At 60.4% G+C, this 26,525-nt stretch carries 25 protein-coding genes; 6 read left to right on the plus strand and 19 right to left on the minus strand.

Annotated features, from left to right (window positions below; all coding sequences use genetic code 11):
* Positions 1–244 precede the first annotated feature (244 nt).
* Both RT614_RS19060 and RT614_RS19065 read left to right on the plus strand, forming a co-directional pair.
* Entirely contained in the window at positions 245–2,500 is a 2,256-nt protein-coding gene (locus RT614_RS19060) for a glycosyltransferase (RefSeq protein ID WP_313623693.1), read from the plus strand.
* Entirely contained in the window at positions 2,485–3,447 is a 963-nt protein-coding gene (locus RT614_RS19065; RefSeq protein ID WP_313623694.1) for an NAD-dependent epimerase/dehydratase family protein, read from the plus strand. The genes RT614_RS19060 and RT614_RS19065 overlap by 16 nt, the downstream gene beginning before the upstream one ends.
* 1,921 nt (positions 3,448–5,368) lie before the next feature.
* On the opposite strand, the gene RT614_RS19070 is transcribed toward RT614_RS19065, so the two are convergent.
* From RT614_RS19070 to lipA, 8 genes are all read right to left on the minus strand, one after another.
* Positions 5,369–7,414 carry a hypothetical protein gene (locus tag RT614_RS19070; RefSeq protein WP_313623695.1) on the minus strand — a complete coding sequence of 682 codons (2,046 nt, stop codon included), beginning with the start codon at positions 7,412–7,414 and terminating at the stop codon, positions 5,369–5,371.
* 6 nt (positions 7,415–7,420) lie between these two features.
* Positions 7,421–8,233, minus strand: coding sequence for a glycosyltransferase family 2 protein (locus RT614_RS19075; protein ID WP_313623696.1), 813 nt, complete (start codon positions 8,231–8,233; stop codon positions 7,421–7,423).
* Positions 8,234–8,249: 16 nt separating this feature from the next.
* Positions 8,250–8,606 (minus strand): multidrug transporter, encoded by a 357-nt coding sequence (locus RT614_RS19080; RefSeq protein WP_313623697.1) that lies wholly within the window; start codon positions 8,604–8,606, stop codon positions 8,250–8,252.
* Positions 8,603–9,439, minus strand: a complete 837-nt coding sequence (locus RT614_RS19085; protein ID WP_313623698.1) for a sugar phosphate isomerase/epimerase family protein — start codon at positions 9,437–9,439, stop codon at positions 8,603–8,605. The genes RT614_RS19080 and RT614_RS19085 overlap by 4 nt, the downstream gene beginning before the upstream one ends.
* Positions 9,436–10,230, minus strand: coding sequence for a pyridine nucleotide transhydrogenase (locus RT614_RS19090; protein ID WP_313623699.1), 795 nt, complete (start codon positions 10,228–10,230; stop codon positions 9,436–9,438). The genes RT614_RS19085 and RT614_RS19090 overlap by 4 nt, the downstream gene beginning before the upstream one ends.
* Entirely contained in the window at positions 10,227–11,396 is a 1,170-nt protein-coding gene (locus RT614_RS19095; RefSeq protein WP_313623700.1) for an FAD-dependent oxidoreductase, read from the minus strand. The genes RT614_RS19090 and RT614_RS19095 overlap by 4 nt, the downstream gene beginning before the upstream one ends.
* Positions 11,384–12,424, minus strand: a complete 1,041-nt coding sequence (locus RT614_RS19100) for a glycosyltransferase (RefSeq protein WP_313623701.1) — start codon at positions 12,422–12,424, stop codon at positions 11,384–11,386. The genes RT614_RS19095 and RT614_RS19100 overlap by 13 nt, the downstream gene beginning before the upstream one ends.
* Before the next feature lie 446 nt (positions 12,425–12,870).
* Entirely contained in the window at positions 12,871–13,875 is a 1,005-nt protein-coding gene (lipA, locus tag RT614_RS19105) for a lipoyl synthase (RefSeq protein WP_313623702.1), read from the minus strand.
* Positions 13,876–14,030: 155 nt separating this feature from the next.
* Here lipA and RT614_RS19110 point away from each other — a divergent pair, with 155 nt between their 5' ends.
* The gene (locus RT614_RS19110) at positions 14,031–14,843 is read left to right on the plus strand and encodes a substrate-binding domain-containing protein (RefSeq protein ID WP_313623703.1); all 813 of its coding nucleotides are present in this window, start codon (positions 14,031–14,033) and stop codon (positions 14,841–14,843) included.
* Positions 14,844–14,868: 25 nt separating this feature from the next.
* Here the strand turns inward: RT614_RS19110 and RT614_RS19115 are convergent, their stop codons facing one another.
* The 10 genes from RT614_RS19115 to RT614_RS19160 form a co-directional block, all read right to left on the minus strand.
* Entirely contained in the window at positions 14,869–15,597 is a 729-nt protein-coding gene (locus RT614_RS19115; protein ID WP_313623704.1) for a tetratricopeptide repeat protein, read from the minus strand.
* Positions 15,594–16,232, minus strand: coding sequence for a lipoyl(octanoyl) transferase LipB (gene lipB / locus RT614_RS19120; RefSeq protein WP_313623705.1), 639 nt, complete (start codon positions 16,230–16,232; stop codon positions 15,594–15,596). Before lipB ends, RT614_RS19115 begins: the two co-directional genes overlap by 4 nt.
* A gap of 13 nt (positions 16,233–16,245) precedes the next feature.
* Entirely contained in the window at positions 16,246–16,518 is a 273-nt protein-coding gene (locus RT614_RS19125) for a YbeD family protein (protein ID WP_313623706.1), read from the minus strand.
* 112 nt (positions 16,519–16,630) lie between these two features.
* On the minus strand, positions 16,631–17,497 hold the full coding sequence (locus RT614_RS19130; RefSeq protein WP_313623707.1) for a D-amino acid aminotransferase: 867 nt from the start codon (positions 17,495–17,497) through the stop codon (positions 16,631–16,633).
* 132 nt (positions 17,498–17,629) lie between these two features.
* Entirely contained in the window at positions 17,630–18,892 is a 1,263-nt protein-coding gene (locus tag RT614_RS19135) for a D-alanyl-D-alanine carboxypeptidase family protein (protein ID WP_313623708.1), read from the minus strand.
* 152 nt (positions 18,893–19,044) lie between these two features.
* A complete protein-coding gene (locus tag RT614_RS19140; protein WP_313623709.1) occupies positions 19,045–19,698 on the minus strand; it encodes a CocE/NonD family hydrolase in 654 nt (217 codons plus the stop codon).
* Between the two features lie 102 nt (positions 19,699–19,800).
* The gene (locus RT614_RS19145) at positions 19,801–20,406 is read right to left on the minus strand and encodes an ABC-type transport auxiliary lipoprotein family protein (protein WP_313623710.1); all 606 of its coding nucleotides are present in this window, start codon (positions 20,404–20,406) and stop codon (positions 19,801–19,803) included.
* Positions 20,407–20,411: 5 nt separating this feature from the next.
* On the minus strand, positions 20,412–21,359 hold the full coding sequence (locus tag RT614_RS19150) for an MlaD family protein (protein ID WP_313623711.1): 948 nt from the start codon (positions 21,357–21,359) through the stop codon (positions 20,412–20,414).
* Positions 21,346–22,185, minus strand: coding sequence for an ATP-binding cassette domain-containing protein (locus RT614_RS19155; RefSeq protein ID WP_313623712.1), 840 nt, complete (start codon positions 22,183–22,185; stop codon positions 21,346–21,348). The genes RT614_RS19150 and RT614_RS19155 overlap by 14 nt, the downstream gene beginning before the upstream one ends.
* Positions 22,185–23,315: an ABC transporter permease gene (locus RT614_RS19160; RefSeq protein WP_313623713.1), complete on the minus strand. Its 1,131-nt coding sequence runs from the start codon at positions 23,313–23,315 to the stop codon at positions 22,185–22,187. Before RT614_RS19160 ends, RT614_RS19155 begins: the two co-directional genes overlap by 1 nt.
* A gap of 94 nt (positions 23,316–23,409) precedes the next feature.
* Between RT614_RS19160 and RT614_RS19165 the strand changes: the two genes are divergently transcribed.
* Genes RT614_RS19165 through RT614_RS19175 form a run of 3 tightly spaced genes read left to right on the plus strand, consistent with a single transcriptional unit; the run spans position 23,410 to position 25,239 of the window.
* Complete coding sequence (locus RT614_RS19165) at positions 23,410–24,258, plus strand: biotin--[acetyl-CoA-carboxylase] ligase (RefSeq protein ID WP_313623714.1); 849 nt, start codon at positions 23,410–23,412, stop codon at positions 24,256–24,258.
* Positions 24,255–25,061, plus strand: coding sequence for a type III pantothenate kinase (locus RT614_RS19170; RefSeq protein ID WP_313623715.1), 807 nt, complete (start codon positions 24,255–24,257; stop codon positions 25,059–25,061). Before RT614_RS19165 ends, RT614_RS19170 begins: the two co-directional genes overlap by 4 nt.
* A gap of 13 nt (positions 25,062–25,074) precedes the next feature.
* On the plus strand, positions 25,075–25,239 hold the full coding sequence (locus RT614_RS19175; protein ID WP_313623716.1) for a hypothetical protein: 165 nt from the start codon (positions 25,075–25,077) through the stop codon (positions 25,237–25,239).
* Here the strand turns inward: RT614_RS19175 and RT614_RS19180 are convergent.
* A complete protein-coding gene (locus RT614_RS19180) occupies positions 25,236–26,525 on the minus strand; it encodes a 3-deoxy-D-manno-octulosonic acid transferase (protein ID WP_313623717.1) in 1,290 nt (429 codons plus the stop codon). The two genes, RT614_RS19175 and RT614_RS19180, sit on opposite strands and share 4 nt — an antisense overlap.

Here is a 26,525-nt window from a genome sequence, read left to right on the forward strand (position 1 = left end):
GGGAAGGATGTGAGTAGCGAAGGAAAGCAGTTGCATTCCATTCGCCGCGTGACGCCGGGCAAGAATATGCATTTGGAGCCTCAGCCAAGACTACTTGCAGGCCTTCTCCCGCACTACGTTTGATGTCGGTGAAGCGACGAAGTCGCATCACCGCCGGAACATCGGACGTACGAAGTAGCTCAAGCGCCTATGAGATTTTGGCCGCTCGCGTACCGAACATTCAAAATAATCGGATTGATCATAAATGAAGAGTCTCAACGTCTGGATCGTAACGTCCGAATTTCCGCCCATGTACGGCGGCGGCATTAGCACTTACTGCCGCGAGGCCGGCTTGGCCTGGGCGCAGTCCGGACATTCGGTTACCGTGTTTACGCGGGCAAATCCGGGCCAAGCGGGAGTTAGTACAGAATCGCTCGAAGACCGATTCGAACTTGTTCGCGTCCCTGTCGCGGCAACTCCTAATCTGCAAGCCGCGCTCGGCTACTGGCACTTGATGTCCTATTGCATAGCTGACGAAATTATCAGCCGCATCAAGTCTTCGGGAGTAGTCCCGGACATGATCGAGGTCCAGGATTACGGCGCCATGGCGTATTTCCTGCTTAAGCGAAAGCTGGCCGGCGCGCTTGAATTGGCTTCCACCAAGATCGTCATCTATTCTCATACCCCTGTCTTCGAACTTGCTCAGGTCAACCAAGAACCCTCTTATTTGTTCCCCAACTACTGGTTGGGACAATGCGAAAAGTTCTGCCTCAGGGCGGCCGATGCCGTGCTTAGCCCTTCGGAGTTCTTGAAGGGAAAGATACAGCCGCATACCAAAAGGCCCATCGAGGTCATCCCTTATCCGCATTTTGAGACGACGACGGAAACGCGCAGTGGCACCACCGACACTGCCGAGTTCGACTGCGTCTACTTGGGTAGACTTGAATACCGCAAAGGCGTAGTCCAACTTCTTAGTGCATTTAAAACGCTCTGGGATGCCGGCCACAAAATCCGCTTGCGCATGGTGGGCGGCGACACGCATTGGTCGCCCAAGCAGATCAGTATGAAGACCTTTATTCAGAATAGGTACTCATCATTCATTGATCAAGGCTTACTCACTTTGTCGGAGCCCGTGCCCACGGACCAACTGCCCGGAGTGTTTGCGTCTGCACGTGTCGTAGTAGTGCCGTCGATATACGAAAACTATCCGTATGTCTGCATGCAAGCCATGGAACTTGGGATGCCCGTCGTAGTTTCAAAGTCCGGCGGGCAGGCCGAAATGGTTGGGCCCGGATCGTCTTGCGGGTGGGTCTTTGATTGGGACCAGTCCAACAGCTTTCAGGAAACCATTCTGCAAGCATTGCAGTGCTCTCCAGCCGAGCTGGAGAAAATTGGGAGCAATGGCCGGCTGAGGATTCGAGATCTGTGCTCGGTACCAAACTTCATACAGAAGCGTACCCAGCATCTCGCCCGGACGATCGAGATGACCGAATCCGACCCCGCGAAGTATCCATTTGCGCACGAAGACGTCAAGGTCGATCGACCTGTTGCTGCGGTAACAGGCGATTCGATTAATGTTTCGCGTCGAATTTCGGTTGTCGTGCCGTTTTATAATCTCGCAGCCTACCTTCCGGAGACCTTGGCTAGCGTGGCGGCGAGCGACTACGATGATATTGAAGTAGTCATTGTGAATGATGGAAGTACCGATCCTGACTCTATAGAGCTGCTGGCTAAAATCCGTCAGACGAGTCCAGAAATTCGCATTCTGGACATACCCAATGGGGGATTAGCGAATGCTCGCAATGTGGGTGCGCGGGCGGCCACGGGCGAATACATTGCTTTCCTGGACGCGGATGATTGCGTCATGCCCACGTATTATTCACAGTGTGCGCAGATTTTAGACAAGTTTGACAATGTTTCCTTTGTCTATTCATGGATCAACTACTTTGGCGAGAGTCAAGGCCACTGGCTCAATTTCGACACTGAGTTTCCTTATTTTCTGGCGGCCAACATGCTCGCCGCATTCCAGGTCGTGCGCAAACGTGACTTCCTTGAGGCGGGCATCAATGATCAGGACATGATGTTTGGCATGGAGGACTATGAAGCTTGGCTTCGAATGGCGAGCCTCGGGTACAAGGGCGTATCAATTCCGGACGCCCTCGTAAACTATCGAGTTCGACACAACTCCATGGCCCGGCAGTTCCGGCGGAGTACTGTCCTTTATATGTACGAGCAGATGGCCAAGAAGAATCCAGGAATTTATCAGCGCTTCGGGGACGAACTTTTCATGCTGATGAATGCCAATGGACCGGGCTATCTCTGGAACAATCCCACAATGACCTACCCGACCGTCGGGTACATCGGAGATGGGGCCATTACTGCAGCGGAAAGCACGGCGGTCGCGACCGAGTTCAGCGCCGGCGACTTGATGCGACTGAAGGCGTTGGCATCCAGGCCGTTTATGGCAAAGATCATACGGTTGGTTCTTTCCCTAAGGGCGGACAAATGGTTGAAGCGATGATCGGGAACACGGTGCCCCCCCGGTGCCTCGTGCTTGGCGGACGCGGCTTTGTGGGCTCACATCTTGTCGACGGCCTGCTTGCCGCAGGCTACCGCGTTCGTAGTTTTGGGCGTCTGCATACCGGCCATCACGAGCCTCGACCGGGTCTCGAGTATTTCGATGGCAACTTCGAGAATCTGGATGACGTAAGGTCAGCGCTGAAGGGCTGCGATATTTGCTACCACCTGATTTCCACGACGCTGCCGAAGTCATCAAATGGTGACCCTTGTTATGACATCGAGAGCAATCTGATAGGCACCGTTCGCCTGCTAGACTGCGCGGTCAGTCAAGGCGTAAAGAAAATTATCTTTACCTCGTCTGGTGGCACGGTGTATGGGAATCCCAGATACACGCCGATCCCGGAGAGCCATCCGACTGATCCTATTTGCTCGTATGGCATTACCAAACTAGCTGTTGAAAAGTACCTGGAGATGTTCCGAACTCTGCACGGTTTGGAGTATCAGGTTCTACGTCTGGCGAATCCATACGGAGAAAGGCAGCTGACACGCGGAAGTCAAGGCGTGGTGGCAATCTTCCTGGGGAAGATCATCCGCGGAGAGAGCGTCGAGATCTGGGGTGACGGGTCGTCGATTCGTGATTACCTCCATATATCCGATGTCACTCGCGCGCTAATCCGATGCATCGAACCGGGACGCCCCGTAGAAAGAGTCCTCAATATCGGCTCGGGAGTTGGCGTCACGGTAAATGAATTACTGGACTCAATTGAGGCCGTGACCGGCCGGACGGCAGAGCGCAAGTACTTGGCAGCTCGGGCGTTCGACGTTCCTTCAAACGTCCTAGACATTTCGGCGGCTCGTCGCTCGCTTGAATGGACGCCGCTCGTCAGCTTCACCGATGGGATTGCACGGTTTTCCAGCTGGTTAAAGGACAACCCTCAGGCGTTATAAGCCTTGGCAACAAAATATAGTAGGAATTCAAGCGGGACGCTTTCACTTCGCGAGCCTCAGTCGTTCGAGCGATTTTTCAATCAACTCTGGCAAGTCGTCCGAGCGACCCTTCTGCATAACGCGTGTAGAGTCGACAGCCCCACGTCCTGACAGCATACGCCTATGGTGCCGCTTAGGCGCCTGGGGACGACTACTCGCGCTCCCGCGATCCAGTCAGACCTTGCCGCCGCTTGAGTATCTTACGCATCGAAGCCAGGGAAAGGAAAAATCGTATCTGATACGCTGTAAACACAACATAAGAAGGAAATAGATATCTAAAGGACGCCGCCTGGTTAAGCACAAAAAAGCTGCCTAGGTATGCAGTTGCCAAGACAATCAAGATTCGATCGTAGCGACTGTATTCTTTCCAGGATAGGGTGAGCACGAGTACAGATACGGGAACCCAAAGTACGGGCAGGAGAAGTATAAGAAGCGAGGCTTGGATTCTGTTGAGAATCTCCAGCTTAGGTGCACCTCCACCGTCTGTAAGGCAGGTTGTCAGGCGCCCCTGAAGTTGCGGCCAAGGGGCTTCGCATCCGATTGCAGTCTGAAGGTAGCCCTCGCATAGTCCTAACATGCACTTATAAATTCTAAGCTTGGTTTTAGCATAAACAGTAGGATGATTAACGATCATGCTTAGCCAACGACGCTGGATTTCAGCGGACTCCCTCATTATTACGGCAGGAGGAATCGGCGCCTTTGCCCCCCATAGAAGTGAATCTATGGTAACAAAAGAATGCTGACTCACCGCTTTCTCCGTGTCCGCGATGCCGTGAAGACCAATAGAGGGATCCAAGATCACACCGCCTTCTCGCGCTACCTTAATCGCACCCACTAGCTCCCACGCGGGTGCCGCTGCAGAGCTGTCAGGTCCCTCAAAACCCAGCAGAGCGGGCACGAAGTGTAACGTTGACAGCGCCGCCACGGTTAACGCCAACAGTCCAGCTTTTAGTCGCCTTGAGGGTCCGCGAAGTTTCGCGACAAAAAACCACACAATCGGTACAAGAACTAGCGAATTTTGTCGAAATCCAAAAAGGACTAGGCAAGAGAAGAAGAAGCAAATTACCGGAAGGCCGACGAGAGACCTCTCCAAAGCGAAAAAACACCCCACCAAGACCAGCATCGCCGCCAGAGTCCATACGTCCGGGACGACGAAGCTTGAGTATGCAAACACCAAAGGGATCATAAAAACTATAGCGATCCACCAGGGGCGCTCACTCGACGAAAACCCTATCCACGCTGCGCACCCGAACATGAGGTAGGCGATTTGCGTTCCGAGAAAGAATGGCGAACCAAATTCAGTCGCCGCGAATGGAACCATGAACCATGTCATTGTTGGCGCGAGCCACAGCTCTAGAGCCCACTTGATATCGAGTTTGCCCACTATTGTGTACGCACCGGCCCATCGTGCCATTGTGTCGGTCATGACTATACCGGGCCAAAAACACACGAACGATAGGATTAGTACGGCCCAAATCAGGAGGCCTGCGCAAGCCTTACCCGGAGGGCAAAGTACAGCGGCTCTGCGCAGAAGAAAGGCCATTTTTGCCATATGACTTGCGGCTGCCTTCATTCAATGATTAGGAATGGCGTAGGCTCACCTACGCTCTGAATGCATTGCTACGTTCCGCCCAATTAGATTTGCCCCGGCCCCAACGCACTAGCGCCGCAATCCCTCACCTCTGCAGACGACAGAATCGCGCGCTGACGCGTAAACATGGTGGACCGACGCCTTCCGCATTTGGCGTTCTTCTATATGCGCTGTCATAATGCGCCACGTAGAACTGTTCCAAATGCGATTCCAAACAGCAACGTTCCGTCGGGGCCGTTCTTTAAACGGATCATGAGCCCCTACGCGTTTCCATCCCGAAAGCCGCCCTGCTCAAAATTTGGCGCTCGGGAGCTGCAAATTCGGGGGTTTACGCCTCAACGACACGCCGCGAATCGAGATAAGTGCTAGTCCAGCGAGAAGCATCGCTGATACGCCTCCCGAAATGATTGACCAAAACAGATATCGAAAATCCGATGCTGGCGCAATGATCAGGTACGGCAACACGTATAAAAGCCCCGACGCGGAGATCATCACGATCAGTATCCCGAAAGGAGTCCGGCGTGCGCTTGTCAATCCGACGACGAGGGGAACAAACAATACCGCCAACCACAGCCAACCCACATAAAGATAAGTTCCTTTAGCGCAGTCGATGAGTTTCGTGTACACCTCCGTGGCTGCCTCCGCGCCGGGAACCTTGTAAGTTCCTCCGCCCAAAGTGGTATTTCCTATATTATCTGCGCCCAGAATCGTGTGCCGAAGCATTTCACTTTGGGGCATTTCATAAAAATAGTTTCCGTTACTCATCAACGACTGTATCACCGCCAATCTATGGCTCATGTACGCAACAGGTTCACTGAAGATCGCCTCTAACCAACTGGACCGAAGTTGCTCCTGAAATTCCGGATTGCGGCTCAAGGGTATCAGGATCGTGCCGTCCGTCCGTCGAAATACGAGGCTGTTTGCATTACCCCACCCTACCGCTTTGATATAACTTTCGGATATCCGGGAAAAATCATGCTCCGGCCGATCCTTTAAATATTTCGGAAAATAATCCTTGCCAGAAATCGTCGAAATGCCAGCGATGTCGTAAATCTCCAAATATTGGATGGGGAACGTTTTGGTCGCCTTCAAGTAATCATAGGTAAATGTGTGGACGCCCGCGACCAAAGCGACGGTCGCGATGCCGCAAAGGGCCACGGTCCGAGCTCCCTTAGCAAGAGCAGAGCGCAGAGGCCATCGTTCTTCCAAAATTATGTAGATGAGAATGGCCGCTATCGGAATCAAGGCAAATATGCCGTTTGATCTCACACCGAAAGCATAAACCAGCAGACTACCAGCAACAGCAGCGCGAAGGAGGGAGACTCGTCTCTCCAGCACGCAAAGCCCCGCAATTCCACTACTCAAAAATAGAGCAAATGCAAATCCGACATCTTTCCAAACCACGCTAGAAAAATTTAGCACAACTGGGCTGATCAAAAATAACGGCAACATGAAGCTCAGCCAGCCGACTCTCGAGCGCTCCATAATAATTGCCCAGCACATCGCCCCTGCTGCGAGCAGTAATAAATGAAAGAGCCACATGGATTCCGCGCGTCCAGTTACACTTATCAGGACGGACCAGAACCAAGCCATAAGGGGTGGATGCCAGTCGCGGTAATTTTGTCCAAGGGCTTGCCTTAATTGGTCAGCGGAATCGTTAGAGTAAACTCCCGGGTAGAAAATCGCAAGGTTCAGATAAATCGCAATCAGCAACAACAGCAAGAACAAAAATCTATAAACCTTACGTCCGAGAAAGGATGTTGCCAACCCAAAAAAAGCGCCAATCGAAGCAAAGGCAGCCAAAACGGCTAAGTATTGGATAGTGCCCATGTATGTTGGCCTTGGATCGACCACTATCCGCAGCATATGAGTGCTAGTGGAGTGAAGATCCACGTCACGCATGTTTCCTTCCCATTTCAATCTAACCATGCCGGCAAATGGGTGAGCTAAAAGCTCCAGGACAACAGGTTTTTCATATTTTAGAGTGATGGCATTTGGCTGCGCCCGATACGACACGTAAAAATCGTCGCGCTTTTCCCATGCAGAATCGATGGCACCGCTCTCCCACGGTATCTTCTTTCCGTCGTTAACTCCAAACGCACCATGAAGCCAAACTTCGGTGCCCTTGGAAAATTGGTTTTTGTCCCCTGTGGCCTGTATTTCGATGTCAGAGGCCGGCGAAGCTCCGGACCCCGGCCTGAGAAACCCTTGGCTCATCAACAGGTGCGCAAAAATGCCGAAGAGTCCGGCCAAAAGGACTATGTTAAAAATAAAACCCTTTCGGCCAATCGGTTTTTTTTTCTGATCAGACGAAAGCGCGCCGTTGACGTAGCTCATATATTTTTATTTTTTTGGAGAGTAAATATTTAGACACGCTCGTATCAACGTGACGAGCAAAGCAATATTCCCTCTAACGCTCGTGATCTTTGTCGGCACCTCGCCCTTGGGATAACGACGAATGGTCGGAAGTTCCAGGCAACGATACCCTGCTTTTGGGGCGCAGTGTGAGAGATACGCGAGCAGCTCGTAGGAGTTAAAGATGTCGCGGAACGGCGCGACCCTAGGATCCAGCAGCATTCTCCGACTGTAGGCACGGAAGCCCTGGGTGGTGTCGGTCCATCTGAAGCCAGAGGAAAGGCTCAGCATTGGCGCGTGGATATAACGGATGGCGAAGTCCCGTGATTTCGGCGTATTTTCCGCTGTGCCACCCGAGATAAATCGCGACGCTTGGACGAAGTCAACTCCATGCTTGAGCGCGTCAATGAACCGAGGAATGGCTTCCGGATCGTCTTTGTCGTTCCCGTCGATGCTAACGATGCCGTCGTAACCCTGGTCAAGCGCGAAGGAATATACACAGCGAAGCTGCGCGCTCAGCTTTCCTGGACCGGTTTTGACCAAAAGCCCCCGCACACCGTATTTTTGCAAAGAGTCCATCTGCAACGAGCCATCAGTGCTGCCGCCGTCGATGATAATGATGTCTGCAATGTCGTCAATTGCGAGCGCAGCCATTCTGGAGAGCAGGCTCTTGATTCGCTCTCCCTCGTTAATTACGGGGATTACGACACACCAGGAGTGCCTGCGTCCTAACCATAACGGCGTTTCAAAACTTGGAACCTGCCAGCCCGCTCGGAGCTCAGGTGAAATACTAGCGTTCATCTTGCTTCCGCCGCCTTTAGCCCACCCGGGCCGTTATAAGTGCAACACCGGCGATTACCAGTGCAATACCGACTGCAGTCGTCCATGGGAACGGCTCTCGAAATATGGCTGCCGAACACAGGGCTACTGTGGCGATCGCTCCCGCTGTGAGGACGGGATGCGCCACATTTAGGGGCAGGCGGGCCAATGCAGCCGCGTAGAGCAGAAATGCCACGCCGTAAAGACCGAGGCCCAGCCAAAAAGGCCAATTTTGCAATGCGGCCATGGGTGCACTGAAGGACGGAAATTTACGGGGCGGCGTCATGGCTATCTTGACCAGAACGCTGGCCGAAGCGTTCGATGCGATGCCAAGAATCAAAACAAGCCACTTCATTCGTGAACCTCAACACTCTCGTTTCGGTAGTATCGTATCGCCACGTGTAAAGCTCGCTCAATCGACGCAACGTGCGCTTCATTCTTGGTGGCCAGCATCTCAATGGACACCAAGTGGTCGGGTAGATATTTCTTCATTGCAGCAGCAGCCTTTGCATGATTCCCCCCCCCATCACCCAGGGGCAACAAGTCTGGCTCGCTTGCATGGACGTGGCACACATGAGATGCACAGTGTTCAAGAACAATCCATGGATCCTCGCCGTTAATGGCGAGCGCTCCTGTGTCCAGTTGCATTCCAATGGATCTATGGCCGACCTGGCGCACAACCTCTAACGTTTCACGGCTCGAGGTCATGAAGTTGGCGCCATAGCATGTCGGATTAGGCTCCAAACAGATCACAACGCCATGGGAATGAGCGATATCCCCAAGGCGTCTGAAAAAAGAAACCGCGATGGCCATGGTTTCTTGATCGTTCAGGCCGGAACGATCTCTATTCTTCGGGGAACCAAAGACAATTCGCTTAGATCCGAGACCTGCTCCTATTCGGCATACCGCTGCCAGGTGACGCAGCATTGCGTCCTGCGAATCTGGTGTGCCAAATACATTCAAGCCCGAGGTGCCAAATAGCAATGCCTGCATGCCTGTGAGTTCGATGCCGCGATCAGCCCACCACGTTTTCACACGAGCGATGTCCTCGTCGGATGCCTTGGATGGATCCGCGAAATATTTACCCGGAGCGACATCGATTGCATCAACACCGTAGCGCTGAAGCAACGCGGCGATCACGTCATCTTCGGCGGCATCCCAGGCAATGTTCGAGATGGCAAGCCTCAAGATTTCACCTCTGAATCGGTCTTTATCGTGACAGGCTCGGACTGCGCATATGCTCTGATGGCCTGGATAGTTTCGCGAGCACCATACTGATAAAAACCCGCCCCGCCAAACGTTTGGGCGTGTATGGTTCGCATATCGTAGCTCGGAGGCACACCGAGCAACTCGTGGTCGAACACCGTCCCGAATCCCTTCTTGGATACGTCGGCTACGCTGATCGGTTCAGCAGTGAGATGAACCAACTTCAAACCGGCCTGGAGCGCGGTTTGAATGTCGTACCATAGGTTCACCATAGGGTAGAACTGGAACACACCGCGACTCTCAATGGCGTGCAGATTGTTCGAATTTAGAAAGTCGTAGATAACGTTTTTTCTTAGCCCTGGGCCAACAAGCCCTGGTAGCCGCACTATCAGATGGCTTGGAAAGTGAGCCTCGACAAATTTTTCGAGCAACCGACGATGCCGTCCATATGCGTGAAGCCCTGATTCATCCACCGGGGATTCTTCGTTCACAGCCATCGGATCTTTAAATACATCGACAGTACTTATTAACACAAAGGTCTTGCAATGCACAGTTTTGAGGTGCGCCATGAGGCCCTCGATCTTTTTAAGATCACTTTCCGGCTCACGGTTTGCAATCCACTTCTGCGCAGGAGCGCCGGCGCATGCAACGATATCGAACGATTGCATCGCGATGTCGCCGATGTTTGTAGAACGATAAAGCGATTCAAAAGACGTCTGCTTGAGCAGCGTAGACCCTACGAAGCCTGAATATCCAATTAATGCGTTGTTCATTTCATTGCTCCGGATGCAGCGGACTGCGCTCCTGTTGTGAACGCGAGATCTTCCGCATCCAATTTTTCAAGAACGTCGTAAATGTTGTCAATTTTTCCGCCGAGCACAGAAAAGCAGCCTGGCAGTTCCGAGTGTTTCTCAAAAAGAATTGGTCGGCCGTCGTCACCCTCATTCTTCATCAATACGGTCTTTATCTCGAACAACGACTCAACATACGTGGCATTAAGCACAGCCGGTAAGTACCGGCCCACATCCCGGACCATACGGTCGACCCGCGTTGCGCGTTCATACTCACCCAATTTCTGATACGGATTGACCTCGCGGTCATCGCTCCAGTGCATGTGAGGGGTATAACGCACATGCGAAAGCGTGTGTAAACCGCGTGCAGGGAATGGCATCATCGAGAAGAACGGGCCATCCATAACTGTGATGCCTAAGCCGGAGAGAGCGGCGGGGGCCTTCACCAGCGCCATTTCGGTAATTTCTTGTTTGAGACGTGTCCTGGTGCCAGGGAAATCACCCCCGAACTGATTTAAACCACTGTAGGTGCAGTTAAAAACGTAGTGACAGTCGAGTAGCTGTTCAGATCCATCCGCGTGTGCTAAGGCCACCTTCAGTGGGTGCATTGATCCTTTGGAAATCGCGGTCACACGCGTTTGAAGATGGACGTGTACTCTGCAGTCCCGCAGTTCCCTTGCTGCCCAATTGGCTAACCTGGTTGAATCAAATGCATATTCATTGACCAGAAACACGTCCTCGATCAAGTTCGGCTCGAACAGGGCACGGAGCGAGGGCTCCGCCGGCTGAATTCTTGCGCCAATCTCGCGGCAAAACCGCTCAAACTGTCTGGCGGTGACCTTGGAATTGCGGCGCGCAATGGCATAGAGCTTGGTGAAATCTTGCGTCACCGCCTCCGGCCAGTCACGCACGAATTTTGGCAAATTGACGCGACTTCGATATGCGGTCGTAAAGCTGCGGGGGTAATGATAACCATTGTGGACGCGCGCCTGATTATTGTATGAAGCACGTTGCAGGAGCGCTGATTCCTGCTCCACAAGCACGATACGCTTGAATCCCCGTTGCTTGGCGAGGTAGATAGCTATTGCAGCGCCGTAGAATCCGCCTCCGACAACGACCGCATCGTGGTGATTACCTATGGCTGGCATTTTGCAATCCGTTTGGATTCTTCGTCCAAAAGGCTTTCCGACACCGCCGCTTCCACTTCTTCAATATTCAGTCTTTCACGCCGAGTCATGCGAGCGCTGGTGAACTCTTGCCCAACATGATAGAGAGGCCCTTCGTTCGACAGGCTGACCATATGCAGGATGTATTCACCAAGCACAAGAAGTACAAGTGAAATCAAGAAAAACATTCCCGATTGCTGGAGGGAAAGGCTGACCCAGCCAGGCGCGACATCAGCCTTGAGCATTCCCACGATGACAACGTAGACGGAGTAAACAAGGTTGGCCACAGCGCCAAACAATGACAATGACGTGACGATGCGCATCGGCGCACGGGTGCTGGACACCATCAACCGCATACCTCGGTCGACGCTTTCACCTAATCGCTTGATGTGCGCGAGCTTCGGTTCTGCGCTGTAATTCAGGTTGACGCGCGCGAATCCCCCGGTTGCGGGGAGATGTCGATATGTCATTGCAGGCTGTGAATGTTGAAGAATAAAGTTGACGACTCTTTTACTCAGTACGCGATACTGGGGAGCCTCTTTGGCGAGGTGAATGCCATTAAAATGCTTATAGAGCCCGTTGAACACGGCGTATGACAATCGATAGGCCCCCGACTGGGGAGCTTTTTGCCGATTGTTTGCGAAAACCACATCTGCGCCACTGACGGCCTTTTCGAGCATTTCCGGTAGAAATTCCACGCTGTCAGCCATGGGATCAATGACAGCGACGAAATCGCCCAATGCATTCTCCAACCCAGCCCATGACGCAGTGTCAGCGTCGACTTCTTTGGTCAATGCATATATTTGCAGATTGGGAAGACCACGTTCACCGGTGAGTGTTTTGAGAACGGAAACACTATCGTCGTCGGACGCGTTATCGACGACGATGATTTCATAGTCACTGACAAGCGGGGCGACACAAAACGCGGCATCAGTTAGTATTTTTTCAATATGTCTTGATTGGTTGCGCACAACAAAAACAATCGACAAGAAAATCGGAAAAAAAGCCATTCAAAACCCCACTGAACGCTTACCCAGATTGGCGCGCTCTTTTAATCGAAAATGACGAGAATTTTACCCTACCGGAAACGGGCGGCGATGCCCATCACGGCGAACCCGCATACGCTTAACTGACCGTATGAATTGCCGTGAAATTTCGAGGCCAATCCAGACTGTTGCCCTCAATGTAATGATTCGGCGCGGCTAGCGCACCACCTGTATAAGAGTCTTGTGGCCTGGCGCTGAACCGAGACCGCGGCGGGACGCCCCCAGCTGAACCGGGGCGGCGGAAAAATTCGCTGTGGCCGGCTGCAACCGTGAGGCGCGACATGATGGCCTAAGTACTAGCGAGAGCACACCCGGACCGAACTCGCCCGAGGTGCAAAAGATTAAGATTAAGGCCAAACGCCAGGCCAGCGGCCAGAAGTCCCTACCAACGATAATGAACGCCCGGCAGGTTAATTCACCCCCGCCGCATGCGCCTGTTCATCCGCATGGTACGAAGACCGCACCATCGCCCCCACCGCTGCATGCGAGAACCCCATCGCATACGCTTCGCGCTCAAACATCGCGAACGTGTCCGGATGCACGTACCGCAGCACCGGCAGATGATGCTCCGACGGCTGCAGGTACTGGCCGATCGTCAGCATGTCGACGTTGTGCTCGCGCATGTCGCGCATCACCTGCAGGATTTCTTCGTCGGTCTCGCCCAGGCCCAGCATCAGGCCGGATTTGGTGGGCACTTCGGGGTGCAGCTTCTTGAATTCGGCCAGCAGCTTTAGCGAGTGCATGTAGTCCGAACCCGGGCGCGCCTGCTTGTACAGGCGCGGCACGGTTTCGAGGTTGTGGTTCATGACGTCCGGGGGGCCGGCGTTCAGGATGGTCAATGCACGGTCCAGGCGGCCGCGGAAGTCGGGCACCAGCACCTCGATGCGGGTGGTGGGCGAGAGTTCGCGGATGTGGGTGATGCAGTCCACGAAGTGGCCGGCGCCGCCGTCGCGCAGGTCGTCGCGGTCGACCGAGGTGATGACGACGTAGGACAGCTTCATCGCCGCGATGGTGCGCGCGAGGTTTTCGGGTTCTTTGGTGTCCAGGGGGTCAGGGCGGCCGTGACCCACATCACAGAAGGGGCAGCGGCGCGTGCACTTGTCGCCCATGATCATGAAGGTGGCCGTGCCCTTGCCGAAGCATTCGCCGATGTTCGGGCAGGACGCTTCCTCGCAGACGGTGTGCAGGTTGTGCTCGCGCAGGATGCGCTTGATGTCGTAGAAGCGCGAGCCGGGCGCGGCGGCCTTGACGCGGATCCACTCGGGCTTCTTGAGGCGTTCGGCGGGAATGATCTTGATGGGGATGCGCGCCGTCTTGGCCTGCGATTTCTGCTTTTGCGTCGGATCGTAGACCGCGTCCGCAGGCGCGGCGGCGGATTCGTTCGAGGGCACAGGAGACTCGGCAAGCGTAGACATGGGACACCTTCATGACCGGCGCGCGGAACGGCCGGGTCGGCTGGAAAAATGGCATTTTACCCTTCGCGGCCCGATCCAACTCGTGAGCGCTGGGCGGGCCCGGCGACCGGCCGGGCTGGGTTATCGTCTGGCCTGACGTATTTCCCGCCTTTGCCATGTCTTCCCTGCCCTCGCCCGCCCCCATTGCCTTGATCGCTCCCCGTTTGGACGCCGGCCCCGCCGCCCAGGCTATCCAGGCCTGCGGCGAGCTGCTTGGCCCGGCTGGCTACTATCTGGCGGCTGCCCCCTGGCACAGCGCCGCGACGCTGCCCCGGCTGGAGGCCCTGCGCCCCGTCGCCGCTTTGGTCATCGGCACGCTGGAGGATCCCGCGCTGCGGGCCGCCCTGATCGCGCTGGAGATTCCGGTTGTCGAGACCTGGAGCGCGTCGGCGCAGGCGATGGACAGCGTGGTGGCGATCGACAATGTCGAAGCCGGCCGCATGGCGGCCCGGCACCTGGCCGAAAAGCGCTATGCGCGGGTGGCCTGCGTGAGCGCCGACAATCCGTGGGAACGTGCCCGGCGCGAGGGTTTTATCAGCAGCGTCGCGGCGCTGGGGCTGGAGCAGGTTGCCGACATCGTGCAACCCGAGGTCCAGCACATGAATGACGGCCGCATGGCCTTCCTGCGCCTCCTGACCACCAATACGATCTTCGATGCCGTGTTCTGCACGTCCGACCTGCTGGCCGCCGCGGCCGTGTCGGAGGCGCACAACCGGGACCTGCAGGTGCCGCAGGATCTGGCGGTGCTTGGGTTCACGGACGATGGCAGCGCGGCCCAATGGGTGCAGGGGCTGACTACGCTGGGCGTGGATGCCGCCGACCTGGGCCGGCGTGCCGGCCAGATGCTGCTGGATCGGCTGGACGGCGAACGCGGCGCCGGCCAGCATGATGTGATGGAAACGGTGTTGGAGACCCGCCTGAGCACCTGAGGTGCGTCAGGGCTGCACTTCGGCGTCAGGGCTGCACTTCGTAAAGGGCCGGGAAGCCGCAGTCCTGCAACATGCCGTTGGCTTCCTTCAGGAAAGCCGGCGTGGCGGTTTCAGGGACTTGGACCAGCCACTGCACGGCGTCCTCTTTCTTGCCCTGCAGCAGCATCAACCGGCCCAGGTGGAACATGCCCCGGAAGTCGCCGCCTTCCGCGCAGCGCTGGTAGCAGTCGAACGCGCGCGCGATGTCTTGGGGGACCACGTCGCCCGCTTCGTAGTAACGACCCACGACGCCGATGGACTTTACGTGGCCGGCTTGCGCGGCCTGCTGGTACAGGGCCAGCGCGGCGGCCTGGTTCTGTGTCACGCCGCCCCGACCGCTGCGCAGCATGTGGGCGTAGTTGTACATGCCCCAGTCCAGGCCGCCATCGGCGGCCCGCCGGAACCAGTACGCCGCGACCGTATCGTCAGGCGCCACGCCCCATCCGTTCTCGTAGCAACGGCCCACCATGTTGATGGCCATGAGGTGATCCGCGTGCGCGGCGCGCTTGAACCACGCCAACCCCTCTTCCGGCTGGCGATCCACCCCTACGCCGTCGAGCAGCATCTGGCCGTAGATGGTTTGCGCCTCGGTCAGCCCCAGTTCCGCCGCGGTACGAATCCAGGCGGCGTATTCCTCGGGCGGGCCGGACTCGCGCAAGCGCGCCAGTTGTTCGGGGGTGGTGGCAGCGACCTCGGCCGCGGTGTAGGTCTTCAATTCGTATTCCTTCGGCGGTCCCAGGCTTGCGCCAGGTTGTGCGCCAGCGCATCGCCCGTTTCGGTAGGCGTGCGCCGCACGCCACAGGCCGTCATGTCGACGGTGCGCAGCCCTTCGTAGCCACAGGGATTGATGCCCAGGAAGGGCGCCAGATCCATCTCGACGTTCAGCGATACGCCATGGTATGCCCTTCCGTTGCGGATCTTGATGCCCAGCGCGGCGATCTTGGCGAGCTCACCGCCCGCCGGGTCCGGCACGTAGACGCCCGGTGCGCCGGGCTTGCGACAGGCGCCATCCACGCCCATTTCGGCCAGTGTGTCGATGACGGCCGATTCCAGCAGCGCCACGTACTCTTTCACGTACATGCCGGCGCGGCGCAGGTCGAACAGGGCGTAGGCCATCACCTGGCCAGGGCCGTGGTACGTGACTTGCCCGCCGCGATCGCAGTGGACGATGGGGATATTGCCGGGGTTGAGCACGTGCTGGGGCAGGCCGGCCTGGCCCAGCGTGTAGACGGGACTGTGCTCGCACAGCCAGATTTCGTCCGGCGTATCGGCGTCGCGCAGGCTGGTGTAGGCCTGCATTTCTTGCCAGACCGGCAGGTACTCCGCCGGCCGCGCGAGCCACTTGATCACAGCGGTCTTGCCTTTACAGGACGATGGACACCATCGGGTGGCCATGCAGCGCCCGGTACAGGGCGTCGAGCTGCTCGCGCGAGGTTGCGCGCACGGTGAAGGTCAGTCCCAGGTAGTTGCCGCCCTTGCTGGGGCGCATTTCCACCGTGGCAGCGTCGAACCCGGGGTCGAACTGGAGGACGACTTCGGTCAGCGTCTGCGCGAAGTCGGGGTGATGCTTGCCCATGACCTTGATGGGAAAGTCGCTGGGATATTCGATCAAAGAATCTTCGGGCGGAATATGCATGATGTGCCTAAAAAGAGTTGCCCCTGAATGTTCTTATATGGAGGCAAGCGGCGCGCCGGCAAGAGCCGGCGGGCGCTGGGCGGGCGGCCGCCAGAGCCGCCCGGCGCCTGGATTACAGCGCGGCGATGCGGGCATCATAACCCGCGCGTAGTCGTTCAAAAACGGGGCCGGGCTTGCCCTCGCCGACGGGTTTTCCGTCCAGCGACACGATGGCCAGCACCTCTTTGGTGGCGGACGACAGCATCAGTTCGTCGGCCTGCTCGACCTCGGCTTGCGAAATGCGCCGGGATTCGAACGGAATGCCGGCTTCGGCCGCGAGCTCGCCCATCAGGCCATAACGGATGCCTTCAAGGATCAGATTGTTCTTGGGCGGAGCCAGCAGCTTGCCGCCCGAGACCACCCAGATGTTGGTGGAAGCGCCTTCGGTCAGGTAGCCGTCGCGGAACTGCAGGACCTCGTCGACGCCGGCGTCGACCGCCTGCTGCTTGGCCAGCACGTTGCCCAAGAGGGACACGGACTTGATTTCGCAGTGCAGCCAACGTTCGTCGGGAATGCTGATGGCGGCCAGGCCTTGCGAGCGATGCTCGGCCGACGGCGGCGCCCAGGCCGAGATCATGCCGAACACCGTGGGCGTGACGGCGGGGGACGGGAACGAATGATCGCGCTTGGCCACGCCACGGGTCACCTGCAGGTAGACGATGCAGGTGTCCAGGTTGGTGCGGTCCAGCAGCTGCTGGATCAGGTCGGTCCAGCCGGCCCGGTCGAACGGCTGCGCTATCCGCAAGGCGGCCAGGCTGCGGTCCAGGCGGTCGAGGTGTTCGGCCATGCGAAACGCATTGCCCTGATACACGGGGACGACTTCGTAGATGCCGTCGCCGAAAATGAAGCCGCGGTCCAGGACGGAGACTTTGGCCTCGTCCATGCGCAGGAATTCACCGTTGAGATACACCTGGCTTTCGCCCGGCACGCCCGGAATCATGAGGCACTCCTGAAATTGGAAAGACACAGGGACGAGCCACCCGACTCGCCCCCGATGAATGCAAAACGGGCGTTTCGCGCACGAAACGCCCGCTGCTAGCTTACACCCGCGGCCACAGCCGCGGCGCACCAATTACTGGAACCAGCGCTTCACGGTGTCGACCATGCGGCCGAAGAAACCGGCGCGCTCCACGGCGTCCTGCACCACCAGCGGCTCGGTGCGCAGCACCTTGCCGTCCAGCGTGAACTGCAGCGTGCCGACCTGCTGGCCCTTGGCCAGCGGCGCGATCAGCGGATCGGTGCGTTGCGCGACCGGCTTGAGGTCGCCGGCCTTGCCGCGCGGCACGGCGATCGAGACCGGGTTGGGCGGGCCCAGCTTGACGTTTTCGGCCGTGCCTTCCCAGACGCGGGCGTCGATGCCGGGCTGGCTCTTGTCGAACAGCTTGACGGTGTCGAAGTTCTGGAAGCTCCAGTTCAGGAGTTTCAGGCTTTCTTCGGCGCGAGTGGCTTCGCTGTCCGTGCCCACCACGACCACCAGGATGCGGCGGTCGCCGCGCACGGCGGTCGACACCAGGCAGTAGCCGGCCGAGTCGGTGTGGCCGGTCTTCATGCCGTCAACCGAAGGGTCAGCCCACAGCAGGCGGTTGCGGTTGGGCTGGGTGATCTTGTTGTAGGTGTAGCTCTTCTGTTTGTAGTAGTGGAAGAAGTCGGGGTGATCGGTGATCAGATGCGCGGACAGGGTGGCCAAGTCGCGCGTGGAGGTCGTGTGTTGAGGGTCGGGCAGGCCCGTGGCGTTCATGAAGTGCGAGTTCTTCAGGCCAAGGCGTTCGGCTTCCTGGTTCATCAGGGCGGCGAAGGCCGACTCGCTGCCGCCCACGGCTTCGGCCAGCGCGACGGAGGCGTCGTTGCCCGACTGCACGATCATGCCCTGGTTCAGTTCGTCCACCGTGACCGGCTTGCGCGGTTCGATGAACATGCGCGAACCGCCGGTGCGCCAGGCGTGCTCGGACACCGGCACCGTCTGTTCCAGCGTCAGGCGCTTTTCCTCGAGCGCATTGAACACGACGTAAGCCGTCATGATCTTGGTCAGCGAGGCGGGCTCGACCTTCATGTCCGGGTTGGAGGCGGCCAGCGTCTGGCCGCTGTTCACGTCGATGACGATCCAGGCCTTGGCGGCGATCGTGGGCGCCGGCACGGCGGATACGTCGCCGACAGGAACCGCCCCCGTGGGGGCCGGCGCCGTGGCCGCCGCGGCCGGCGCAGCGGCGGGAGCGGCAGGCGCCTGCTGCGCCCAGGTCGGCATGGAGGCCGCCAGCATCGCCGATAACACCGCGCCGGACAACAGGCGGCGGGTAAAGACAACGGGAGATTGAGCGGAGTAAGGCAAATTCTTCATCGGCAACGTGGGTCCAGGAATGACGCCCGCCGGCGCGGGGCAAGTGGCTGACAATTATAGGCAGTCGATCAGACCCGTCCTGGCCACGCGGGGTTCCCCGCGCGCCTAAAACATGCAACCTGATGCAACCTGCGGATTGCAGTGAGGCAAGCTCAGTCCAGCGCGACCTTCAGGCGCGCCTGCACCAGCTGGCGCAGCACCAGGAGCTTGCCGTGGAAGAAATGCGAGGCGCCCGGCACCACCACGACCGGGATCGAACGCGGACGCGCCCAGTCCATGGCCTCGGACAGCGGCACGACTTCGTCCTCTTCGCCGTGGACCAGGAGCGTATCGTCGGGCACCTGCACTTCGTGCGATTGGAAGCGGTTCACGGCCGGCCCCATCAGCATCAAGGCCGAGGGCAAGGTCGTTTCGCCCTGGTCGGCAAGCGCGGCGTAGGTCTGCGCCGCAACGGCCGTACCGAACGAAAAGCCGGCCAGCACCCACGGCGCCTGCGCCAGTTCGGGATGCAGTTCGCGCATTTGCGCCACGACGGCAAGCATGTCCTGGGTTTCGCCGACGGATTTGTCGAACGCGCCTTCCGACTGACCCACGCCGCGGAAGTTGGGACGCACCGCCACCAGGCCATGCTGCACGCAGGCGCGCGACAGCGTGGTGACCACCTTGTTTTCGCGCGCACCGCCCTGCAGCGGGTGCGGATGCAACACCAGCGCCCAGCCGCGCGGCGTGCCGGCGGGCCAGTCGATGGCGCAATCGATGCGGCCGGCGGCGCCGACGAAAGCGTGGGTTTCAGTGCGTGCGGACATGGCGTGACTCAGCGTGCGGAAAAAGGAACGATGTTAACCGCCCGGCCCGGGCCGTGGAACGCCGGCCGACCGCAATGCCGACGCGCGGGCGCGAGCCGAAGCTCACTTTCCGCGCACCGCCGCGACGGGAGGCTTCAGGGTGGCGGCCAGCCACTGCGACATCTGGTCGCTAGCCTCGTCGGTAGCCTGGCGCAACGCCGCGACGCCGCCCTCGGCATCTTGCGTGGGCGCGGGCACCTGCACCAGCAGGCGCTTCTGGTCCACTACCGACCGTCCATCCAGCAGCACCGCCTGCAGCAGGATGCGGCCCTGGCTGGACTGGCCGTCTTCGGAGAAGACCTGTTCGAACTGCCCCAGCGTCACCTGCAACTGTGGCGTCTGCAGGCTGATTCGATCGTTCAGGACCACGCCCTGGCGCGACAGTCGGTCGGTCAGGCGCTGGCGCACCAGATCCGCCGGCGATGCCGCCCAGCGATATGTCGCATAAGACCGGGGCGCCGCGCTGTCGCCCACGCGCCAGATCATGCCGGTGTCGGTCAGGCCGGGCGCCGCCTGGAACGTCAGCGCAATGGGGCCGCGCGCGGGCAGCGCGGGCACGGGCCTGGCGTCCAGCCCCAGGTCGAACAACGCGGGCGGCGCGTCGACGCGGCCGATGCCGCAGCCGGCCAGGGCCAGGGTCAAAACGAGTATGGCGCTGCGCATCTTCATTGGGTCTATCTCCGGAACCCGGCAAAGCCGGGCTCGCCAGGTCCGGGCGCGATGGGCGCGGGACCGAACAAGAAGGATTGCGGCGTGCTGTCCACACGGCGCAGGGTAACGGCGGCGCCGCGCGCGGCCGTGCTGACGTCATTGGCCATCGTGGTGAACGCCGGCAGGGTTTCGCCATCCAGCCGCGCGGCGGCAAGGGCGATGTCGTTGAGGCTGCGCGTAGCAACGGCCAGCGGACCGTCCGGCGCATTCAGGCGCGCCAGCGACTGGCGGGCCTGCTGCGCCAGATCGGCGATTTCGCGCGCGGCGCGGTCAGCGTGGCGCGACGTGTTGTTCAGGGAATCCATCAGCGGACCGAGCTTGGCCAGGGCAGGCGCGAGGTCGCGACTGGCTTCTTTCAGGGACTGCGAAATGTCGGTGGCGTTCTGCAGGCTGGCCGTGAGCGCCTGCACGTTCTGTTCGCTCAGCACGCGCTTCAATTGCTCGGTGGCAACTTCGACGTTGGAGATCAGCTTGTCGCCGCGCTGTTCGATACGGTCCAGGAAACCCGGGCGCAGCGGAATGGCGGCGGGGCTTTCCGGCGTGGAGGTCAGGCGCTTGAGCGATGTGCCGTCGTCGCGCAGGTCGACGTTGGCCATCCCGGTGACGCCTTGCACGCCCAGCTCGGCCCAGGTCGATTCGGTAATCGGCGTATTGGGCGCCACGCCGATTCGGATGCGCACCTGGCCGGGCTTGTTGGGATTGAGCGCCAGCGATTGCACCCGGCCAACGGGCACGCCCTGGTAGCGCACCGCCGATTGCGGATTCAAGCCGGTGACGGCCGTGGCCGAAATGATTTCATAGGGCTGGAGCTGGGTCCGGTCGCGACCGATCAGGATGGCCGTCAACGTCGCGGCGGCCAGCAAGACCAGCGTGAAGATACCGGCCATCAGCGCATGACTACGGTTTTCCATGATGCATTCCCTTCGGTGCCAGGTCTCCCAGCGCGCGCAAGCCGCGCTCGCCCAGGAAGAATGTATGTATGAACGGGTGATCCACCTTCAGGACTTCAGGCACCGTATCGCAAATGATCACCCGCTTGTCCGCCAGCACGGCGACACGCGTGGCCAGGGCCAGCAGCGTGTCCAGGTCGTGCGTCACCATGATGACGGTAAAGCCCAACTGCCGGTGCAGGCTGCGCACCAGGTCCACGAACTCGTCGGACCGCAGCGGGTCCAGGCCGGCCGTGGGCTCGTCCAGGAACAGCAATTCCGGGTCCAGCGACAGCGCGCGCGCCAAGGCCACACGCTTGACCATGCCCCCTGACAGGTCCGACGGACGCTTGTCAGCGTCCCGCGACGACAGGCCCACCATGGCCAGCCGGCACATGACGACATCGCGCACCAGGTCCTCTGGAACCGTGCGCAGTTCCCGCAGGGGCAACGCCACATTGTCGAACACCGAAAGCGCCGAGAAAAGCGCCCCCGCCTGGAACAGCATGCCCCAACGGTATGACAGGCGGCGTCGTTCGCCCGCGGACAGGTCCAACAACGGGTGACCCAGCACCTTTACGGTGCCCGCCGCCGGGACGTCCAGGCCGATGATCTGCCGCAGCAGCACCGTCTTTCCGGTGCCCGACCCGCCGACCAGCACCAGGATTTCGCCGGGAAACACGGTCAGATCCAGGTTGTCGTGCACGACGTGGTCGCCAAAGGCCGTGCGCAGACCCCGTACGGTGATGACGGGCTCGACGGTGACGCCCTCTTCGGCGAACAGCCGGTGCTGAGTAGCGCTGTTCATCAGATGCCCACCGTGCTGAAAATGACCGCATAGACCGCATCCAGCAGAATCACGCCCGTGATGGACGTGACGACGGACGTGGTGGTGCCGCGGCCCAGGCTTTCGGTGTTGGGCTGGATGCGCAGTCCGAAGTGGCAGGCGATGAGCGCGATCAGGATGCCGAACGTGACGCCCTTGAGCATGCCGATCCAGTAGGTGGTCAGCGTGATCGCGTCGGGCAGCGATTGCAGGAACCACTGCGCGGACACGCCAAGCTGCGCCTGCGCGGCCAGCATGCCGCCCAGCAGCGCCATCGCGCTGGTCCAAAGCACCAGAAGCGGCATGGTCACCGCCAGCGCCACCACCCGCGGCAGGATCAGCCGCTGTCCGTGCGAGATGCCCATGACCAGCATGGCGTCCAGTTCCTGCGTCACGCGCATGACGCCGATCTGGGCCGTGATGGCGGAACCGGATCGGCCGGCGACCAGGATGGCGGCCAGCACCGGGCCCAGTTCACGCACGATGGACACGCCCAACAGGCGCACGATGAAGCGGTCCGCGCCGAACATCTGGAGTTGCTGCGCCGATAGATAAGACAGCACCACGCCGATCAGGAAGCCCACCAGGGCCGTGATGCCCAGCGCCTGCGCGCCCGTGCGGTACACCTGCGCGGAGATTTCGCGCCAGGGGCCCAGACGCGGCCGGCGCAGCATCACGCCTACATCCAGAACCAGCTGGCCCAGCATGACGAGGAGCGCCTTGCCGTTTTCGGCGCCCCGCAGGACCGCGCTGCCCACCGCGCGCACACCCGCCCAGGTTTCGGCTTTTGGCGGCGCGACCGGGGTTTCGCCCTTGTTCATCGCCAGCGCATTGAACACATCCTGCTGCCCCGCCCCCCAGCGAACGCGTTCGGGCAGCCTTTCGCCCCAGGCCTGCCAGATCAGCAGCGCACCGATCGTGTCGAGCCGGCTGATGGCATGCATGTCCCAGCGTGCGCCGTCCTGGGCTGCCCGCGCCAGCGCCGAACGCCGGCGTTCGACCTCGCCCGCCTCCGCCAGCGCCAGGACGCTCCAGTCCCCGCCCACGTGGCAGATCCCGCCTTCGTGGCGGAAAGGCGCGGCGGCGGTCGCAAGCAAAGCAGAATGCGGCATGTCGTCGGGGTACCGATGCAAAAATGTATCGCCAATCATATACGCAGGGCCCCAGCGGCCGCGAGCGCGGCCTGCGTGCCCTACAATCGCCGCCATGCCCGACCAAGTCTGCCCCATCGACCTGCCTGCCCCGGAAATCCTTGCCCGGACGCTGAGTTCGCGCCTGCCCGCCTTCCAGGACATTGCCTGGACCGCCAACACCGGATCGACCAATGCGGACCTGCTCGCCCGCGCCCGATCGGGCGCTGGTGCGGGCAAACCGTGGCTGCTGGGGACCCACCAGCAGGAGTCCGGACGCGGCCGTGCTGGCCGCCCATGGCAGAACCGCTCGGGCTCGACGCTGATGTTTTCCTGCGCGTTCGACGTGCACCTGCCCGCCACGCAGCTGGCGGCCCTGTCGCCGCTTGCTGGCGTGGCCGCCTGCGAAGCCCTGCGCGCCGTCGCAGGCGCCGACGCGCGCGCACTGTGCATGAAGTGGCCCAATGACGTCCAGTGGCACGACGCCAAATTGGCGGGCATCTTGGTGGAAACCACGCGCAACCCCGGCCGAGACACCGGCTATACCGTCGTGATCGGCATGGGCGTGAACCTGGCCGACGCCGCGGAACTGTCGCAGGCCCTCGGTCGCGAAGTGGCCGACTGGACGCAGGTTCAAGCCGGGACCGCGCACGCCGCCACGGCCGCCGACTTGATTTGCGCCAGCGCTACGGCTTGGCAGGTAGCGGTAAGCACGCTGGAGCGCGAGGGCTTTGACGCCTTCAGGCAGCGTTTCGACCAGGTGGACGCGCTGGCCGGCCGCAGGGTGAACGTGCTGGACAAGGGCGCTATTCTTCTAAGCGGCACGGCGTGCGGCGTGGACGAGCAAGGCCGCCTGCTGGTGCAAACGCCCGAGGGCGCCACACCGATCTCGGTCGGTGAAATTTCGATTCGACGCCAAGCATGATCATTCTCATCGACTCCGGCAACAGCCGTCTCAAGGTGGGTTGGCTGGACGCCAGCAACCCGGACATGCCGCGCGAGCCGGCGGCCATCGCCTTCGACGGCCTGGACCTCGATGCGCTGGACAGCTGGCTGGCCGCGTTGCCTCAGCCGCCGCTGCGCGCACTGGGCGTAAACGTGGCAGGCGCGGCGCGCGGCGAAGCTATCGAGGCCATCCTGCAAAAGCACGGTTGCGGCGTGACGTGGTCGCTGTCGCAGGCCACGACGCTGGGCCTGGTCAACAGCTATCGCACGCCCACCCAGCTGGGCGCCGACCGCTGGGCGTCCCTGCTGGGCGTGCTCTCGCGCCTGCCGGGCACCCACCCGCCCTTCGTGCTGGCCAGCTTCGGCACCGCGACCACCATCGACACCGTAGGCCCGGACAACGTTTTTGCTGGCGGCCTGATCCTGCCGGGTCCGGCCATGATGCGCACCTCGCTGGCCCACGGCACTGCAAACTTGCCCATCGCGAATGGACAGGTCGTGCCCTATCCCACCGATACGCATGAAGCCATCGCTTCCGGCATCGCCGCGGCCCAGGCCGGCGCCGTCGTGCGCCAATGGCTGGCGGGGCGCCAGCGCTACGGCCAGACGCCGCAGATCTACGCGGCGGGCGGCGGCTGGCCAGAGGTGCATCAGGAAATCGAACGATTGCTGGCCGACGCGGGCGGCGCCTTCGGCGCCTCGCCGGTGCCGGTGTACCTGAAGCATCCTGTCCTGGACGGCCTGGCCGCCGTGGCGCGCGCCACGCTCAACACCACGCCCTGACAAAAGGCCCGGCATGCGAGTGCTCTTCATACTGATCCTGCTGGCCAACCTGGGGGTTTATGCCCTGGGACAGGGCTGGCTGGGCGCGCGCCCGGAAGACGAAGGACGGGATGGGCGGCGCTTCAGCCAGGAATTGAACCCTGGCGCGGTCACGCTGGCCCCCCGCAAGGCGCCTTAGCGATCGACAGCCGGCCGGTTCAGCAAGGGCGCCAGCTCCGCCACGGTGCGGGCGGTTGCGCCCGCGTGCAGGTCGAACCACTTACGCGCGGCCTGACTGGCCCGCCGCCGACGCTCGTCATCGTCCAGCAGGGCCATCGCGGCGTCCACCGCCTGGGCGGCATCGGCGGCTCGCTGCACAGCGCCCGCCTCGATGGCATCCTCTGCCGCCTGCTTGAAATTGAAGGTGTGAGGCCCGACGATGACCGGAACACCGGCTGCGCAAGCTTCGATCAGATTCTGCCCGCCCAATGGCGCGAAGCTGCCCGCCACGATCGCCACGTCCGACGCCGCATAGTAGAACGCCATTTCGCCCAGGGAATCGCCCAACAGCACGGAAGTTTCCGGCCCGGGGACCGTGCCATCCGAACGACGGGCGTAGCTGAGCTGCGCGCCCTGCAGCATCCGGGCGGCTTCCTCGAAACGCTGCGGATGACGCGGGATCAGCAGAAACAGCGGCCCGCCGGGCATCGCGGTGCGGCGCTTGATCGCGTTGATGAACGGATCGTCCTCGCCCTCGCGCGTACTGGCGACAGCAACGACCCGACGTCCCAACTGCATGCGCCACGCCCTTCCCGCTTCCACCTGCGCCGGCGGCAGGACCAGATCGAACTTCAGACTGCCCGTCACAACAGCCGCCGGAGCACCCGCCTGCGCCAGACGGGCTGCGTCCTCGGCGGTCTGAGCTAGCACAAGGTCCAGCCCAGCCAGGGCCTGGCGCATCACGCTGCCCATCCTGCGCGCCTGGCGCAGGGACGACGCGGAATAGCGCGCGCTTACAAGCGCCATGGGCACCTTCGCCCCGCGCGCGGCGGCCAGCAGATTGGGCCAGATTTCGCGTTCTATCAACAATCCGCAGCGCGGGCGGTGGGCCGCCATGAAGCGGCGGGTTGCGCCCGGAAAATCGTAGGGAAGCCAGGCTTGGCGTAGCTGACCGCGTTCGATGGCGTCCGCGAAAAGGCGTTGCCCTTCGGCGCGACCGGTCGCCGTCATGTGCGTCAGCAGCACCGGTAGCCCCTTGGCCAGCAGCGCCTGCAAAAGCGGCAGCGCGGCGCGCGTCTCGCCCAGGCTCACGGCATGCACCCAGACCGGGTTCGCCAGCAAAGAGGAAGGTGACGCCGGGCGGCCAAAGCGCTCGGGCGAAAAGATCTCCCAGCGCCCCCCCGCACGTTTGGCCCGGCGCCCCATCCACAGCCAGATCAGCGGCGCCAGGGCCCGTAGCGCGAGCGTGTAGACGCCGCGGTTCAT

This window comes from Achromobacter sp. (assembly GCF_032102605.1).
Lineage (GTDB): Bacteria > Pseudomonadota > Gammaproteobacteria > Burkholderiales > Burkholderiaceae_B > Achromobacter.

Bases quoted from the DNA above. Each gene is read 5' to 3' on its own strand.
- RT614_RS19060 (WP_313623693.1), top strand. From the start codon at position 245: ATGAAGAGTCTCAACGTCTGGATCGTAACGTCCGAATTTCCGCCCATG.
- RT614_RS19065 (WP_313623694.1), top strand. From the start codon at position 2,485: ATGGTTGAAGCGATGATCGGGAACACGGTGCCCCCCCGGTGCCTCGTG.
- RT614_RS19070 (WP_313623695.1), bottom strand. From the start codon at position 7,414: ATGAGCTACGTCAACGGCGCGCTTTCGTCTGATCAGAAAAAAAAACCG.
- RT614_RS19075 (WP_313623696.1), bottom strand. From the start codon at position 8,233: ATGAACGCTAGTATTTCACCTGAGCTCCGAGCGGGCTGGCAGGTTCCA.
- RT614_RS19080 (WP_313623697.1), bottom strand. From the start codon at position 8,606: ATGAAGTGGCTTGTTTTGATTCTTGGCATCGCATCGAACGCTTCGGCC.
- RT614_RS19090 (WP_313623699.1), bottom strand. From the start codon at position 10,230: ATGAACAACGCATTAATTGGATATTCAGGCTTCGTAGGGTCTACGCTG.
- RT614_RS19095 (WP_313623700.1), bottom strand. From the start codon at position 11,396: ATGCCAGCCATAGGTAATCACCACGATGCGGTCGTTGTCGGAGGCGGA.
- RT614_RS19100 (WP_313623701.1), bottom strand. From the start codon at position 12,424: ATGGCTTTTTTTCCGATTTTCTTGTCGATTGTTTTTGTTGTGCGCAAC.
- lipA (WP_313623702.1), bottom strand. From the start codon at position 13,875: ATGTCTACGCTTGCCGAGTCTCCTGTGCCCTCGAACGAATCCGCCGCC.
- RT614_RS19110 (WP_313623703.1), top strand. From the start codon at position 14,031: ATGTCTTCCCTGCCCTCGCCCGCCCCCATTGCCTTGATCGCTCCCCGT.
- RT614_RS19125 (WP_313623706.1), bottom strand. From the start codon at position 16,518: ATGCATATTCCGCCCGAAGATTCTTTGATCGAATATCCCAGCGACTTT.
- RT614_RS19130 (WP_313623707.1), bottom strand. From the start codon at position 17,497: ATGATTCCGGGCGTGCCGGGCGAAAGCCAGGTGTATCTCAACGGTGAA.
- RT614_RS19135 (WP_313623708.1), bottom strand. From the start codon at position 18,892: ATGAAGAATTTGCCTTACTCCGCTCAATCTCCCGTTGTCTTTACCCGC.
- RT614_RS19140 (WP_313623709.1), bottom strand. From the start codon at position 19,698: ATGTCCGCACGCACTGAAACCCACGCTTTCGTCGGCGCCGCCGGCCGC.
- RT614_RS19145 (WP_313623710.1), bottom strand. From the start codon at position 20,406: ATGAAGATGCGCAGCGCCATACTCGTTTTGACCCTGGCCCTGGCCGGC.
- RT614_RS19150 (WP_313623711.1), bottom strand. From the start codon at position 21,359: ATGGAAAACCGTAGTCATGCGCTGATGGCCGGTATCTTCACGCTGGTC.
- RT614_RS19155 (WP_313623712.1), bottom strand. From the start codon at position 22,185: ATGAACAGCGCTACTCAGCACCGGCTGTTCGCCGAAGAGGGCGTCACC.
- RT614_RS19160 (WP_313623713.1), bottom strand. From the start codon at position 23,315: ATGCCGCATTCTGCTTTGCTTGCGACCGCCGCCGCGCCTTTCCGCCAC.
- RT614_RS19165 (WP_313623714.1), top strand. From the start codon at position 23,410: ATGCCCGACCAAGTCTGCCCCATCGACCTGCCTGCCCCGGAAATCCTT.
- RT614_RS19170 (WP_313623715.1), top strand. From the start codon at position 24,255: ATGATCATTCTCATCGACTCCGGCAACAGCCGTCTCAAGGTGGGTTGG.
- RT614_RS19175 (WP_313623716.1), top strand. From the start codon at position 25,075: ATGCGAGTGCTCTTCATACTGATCCTGCTGGCCAACCTGGGGGTTTAT.
- RT614_RS19180 (WP_313623717.1), bottom strand. From the start codon at position 26,525: ATGAACCGCGGCGTCTACACGCTCGCGCTACGGGCCCTGGCGCCGCTG.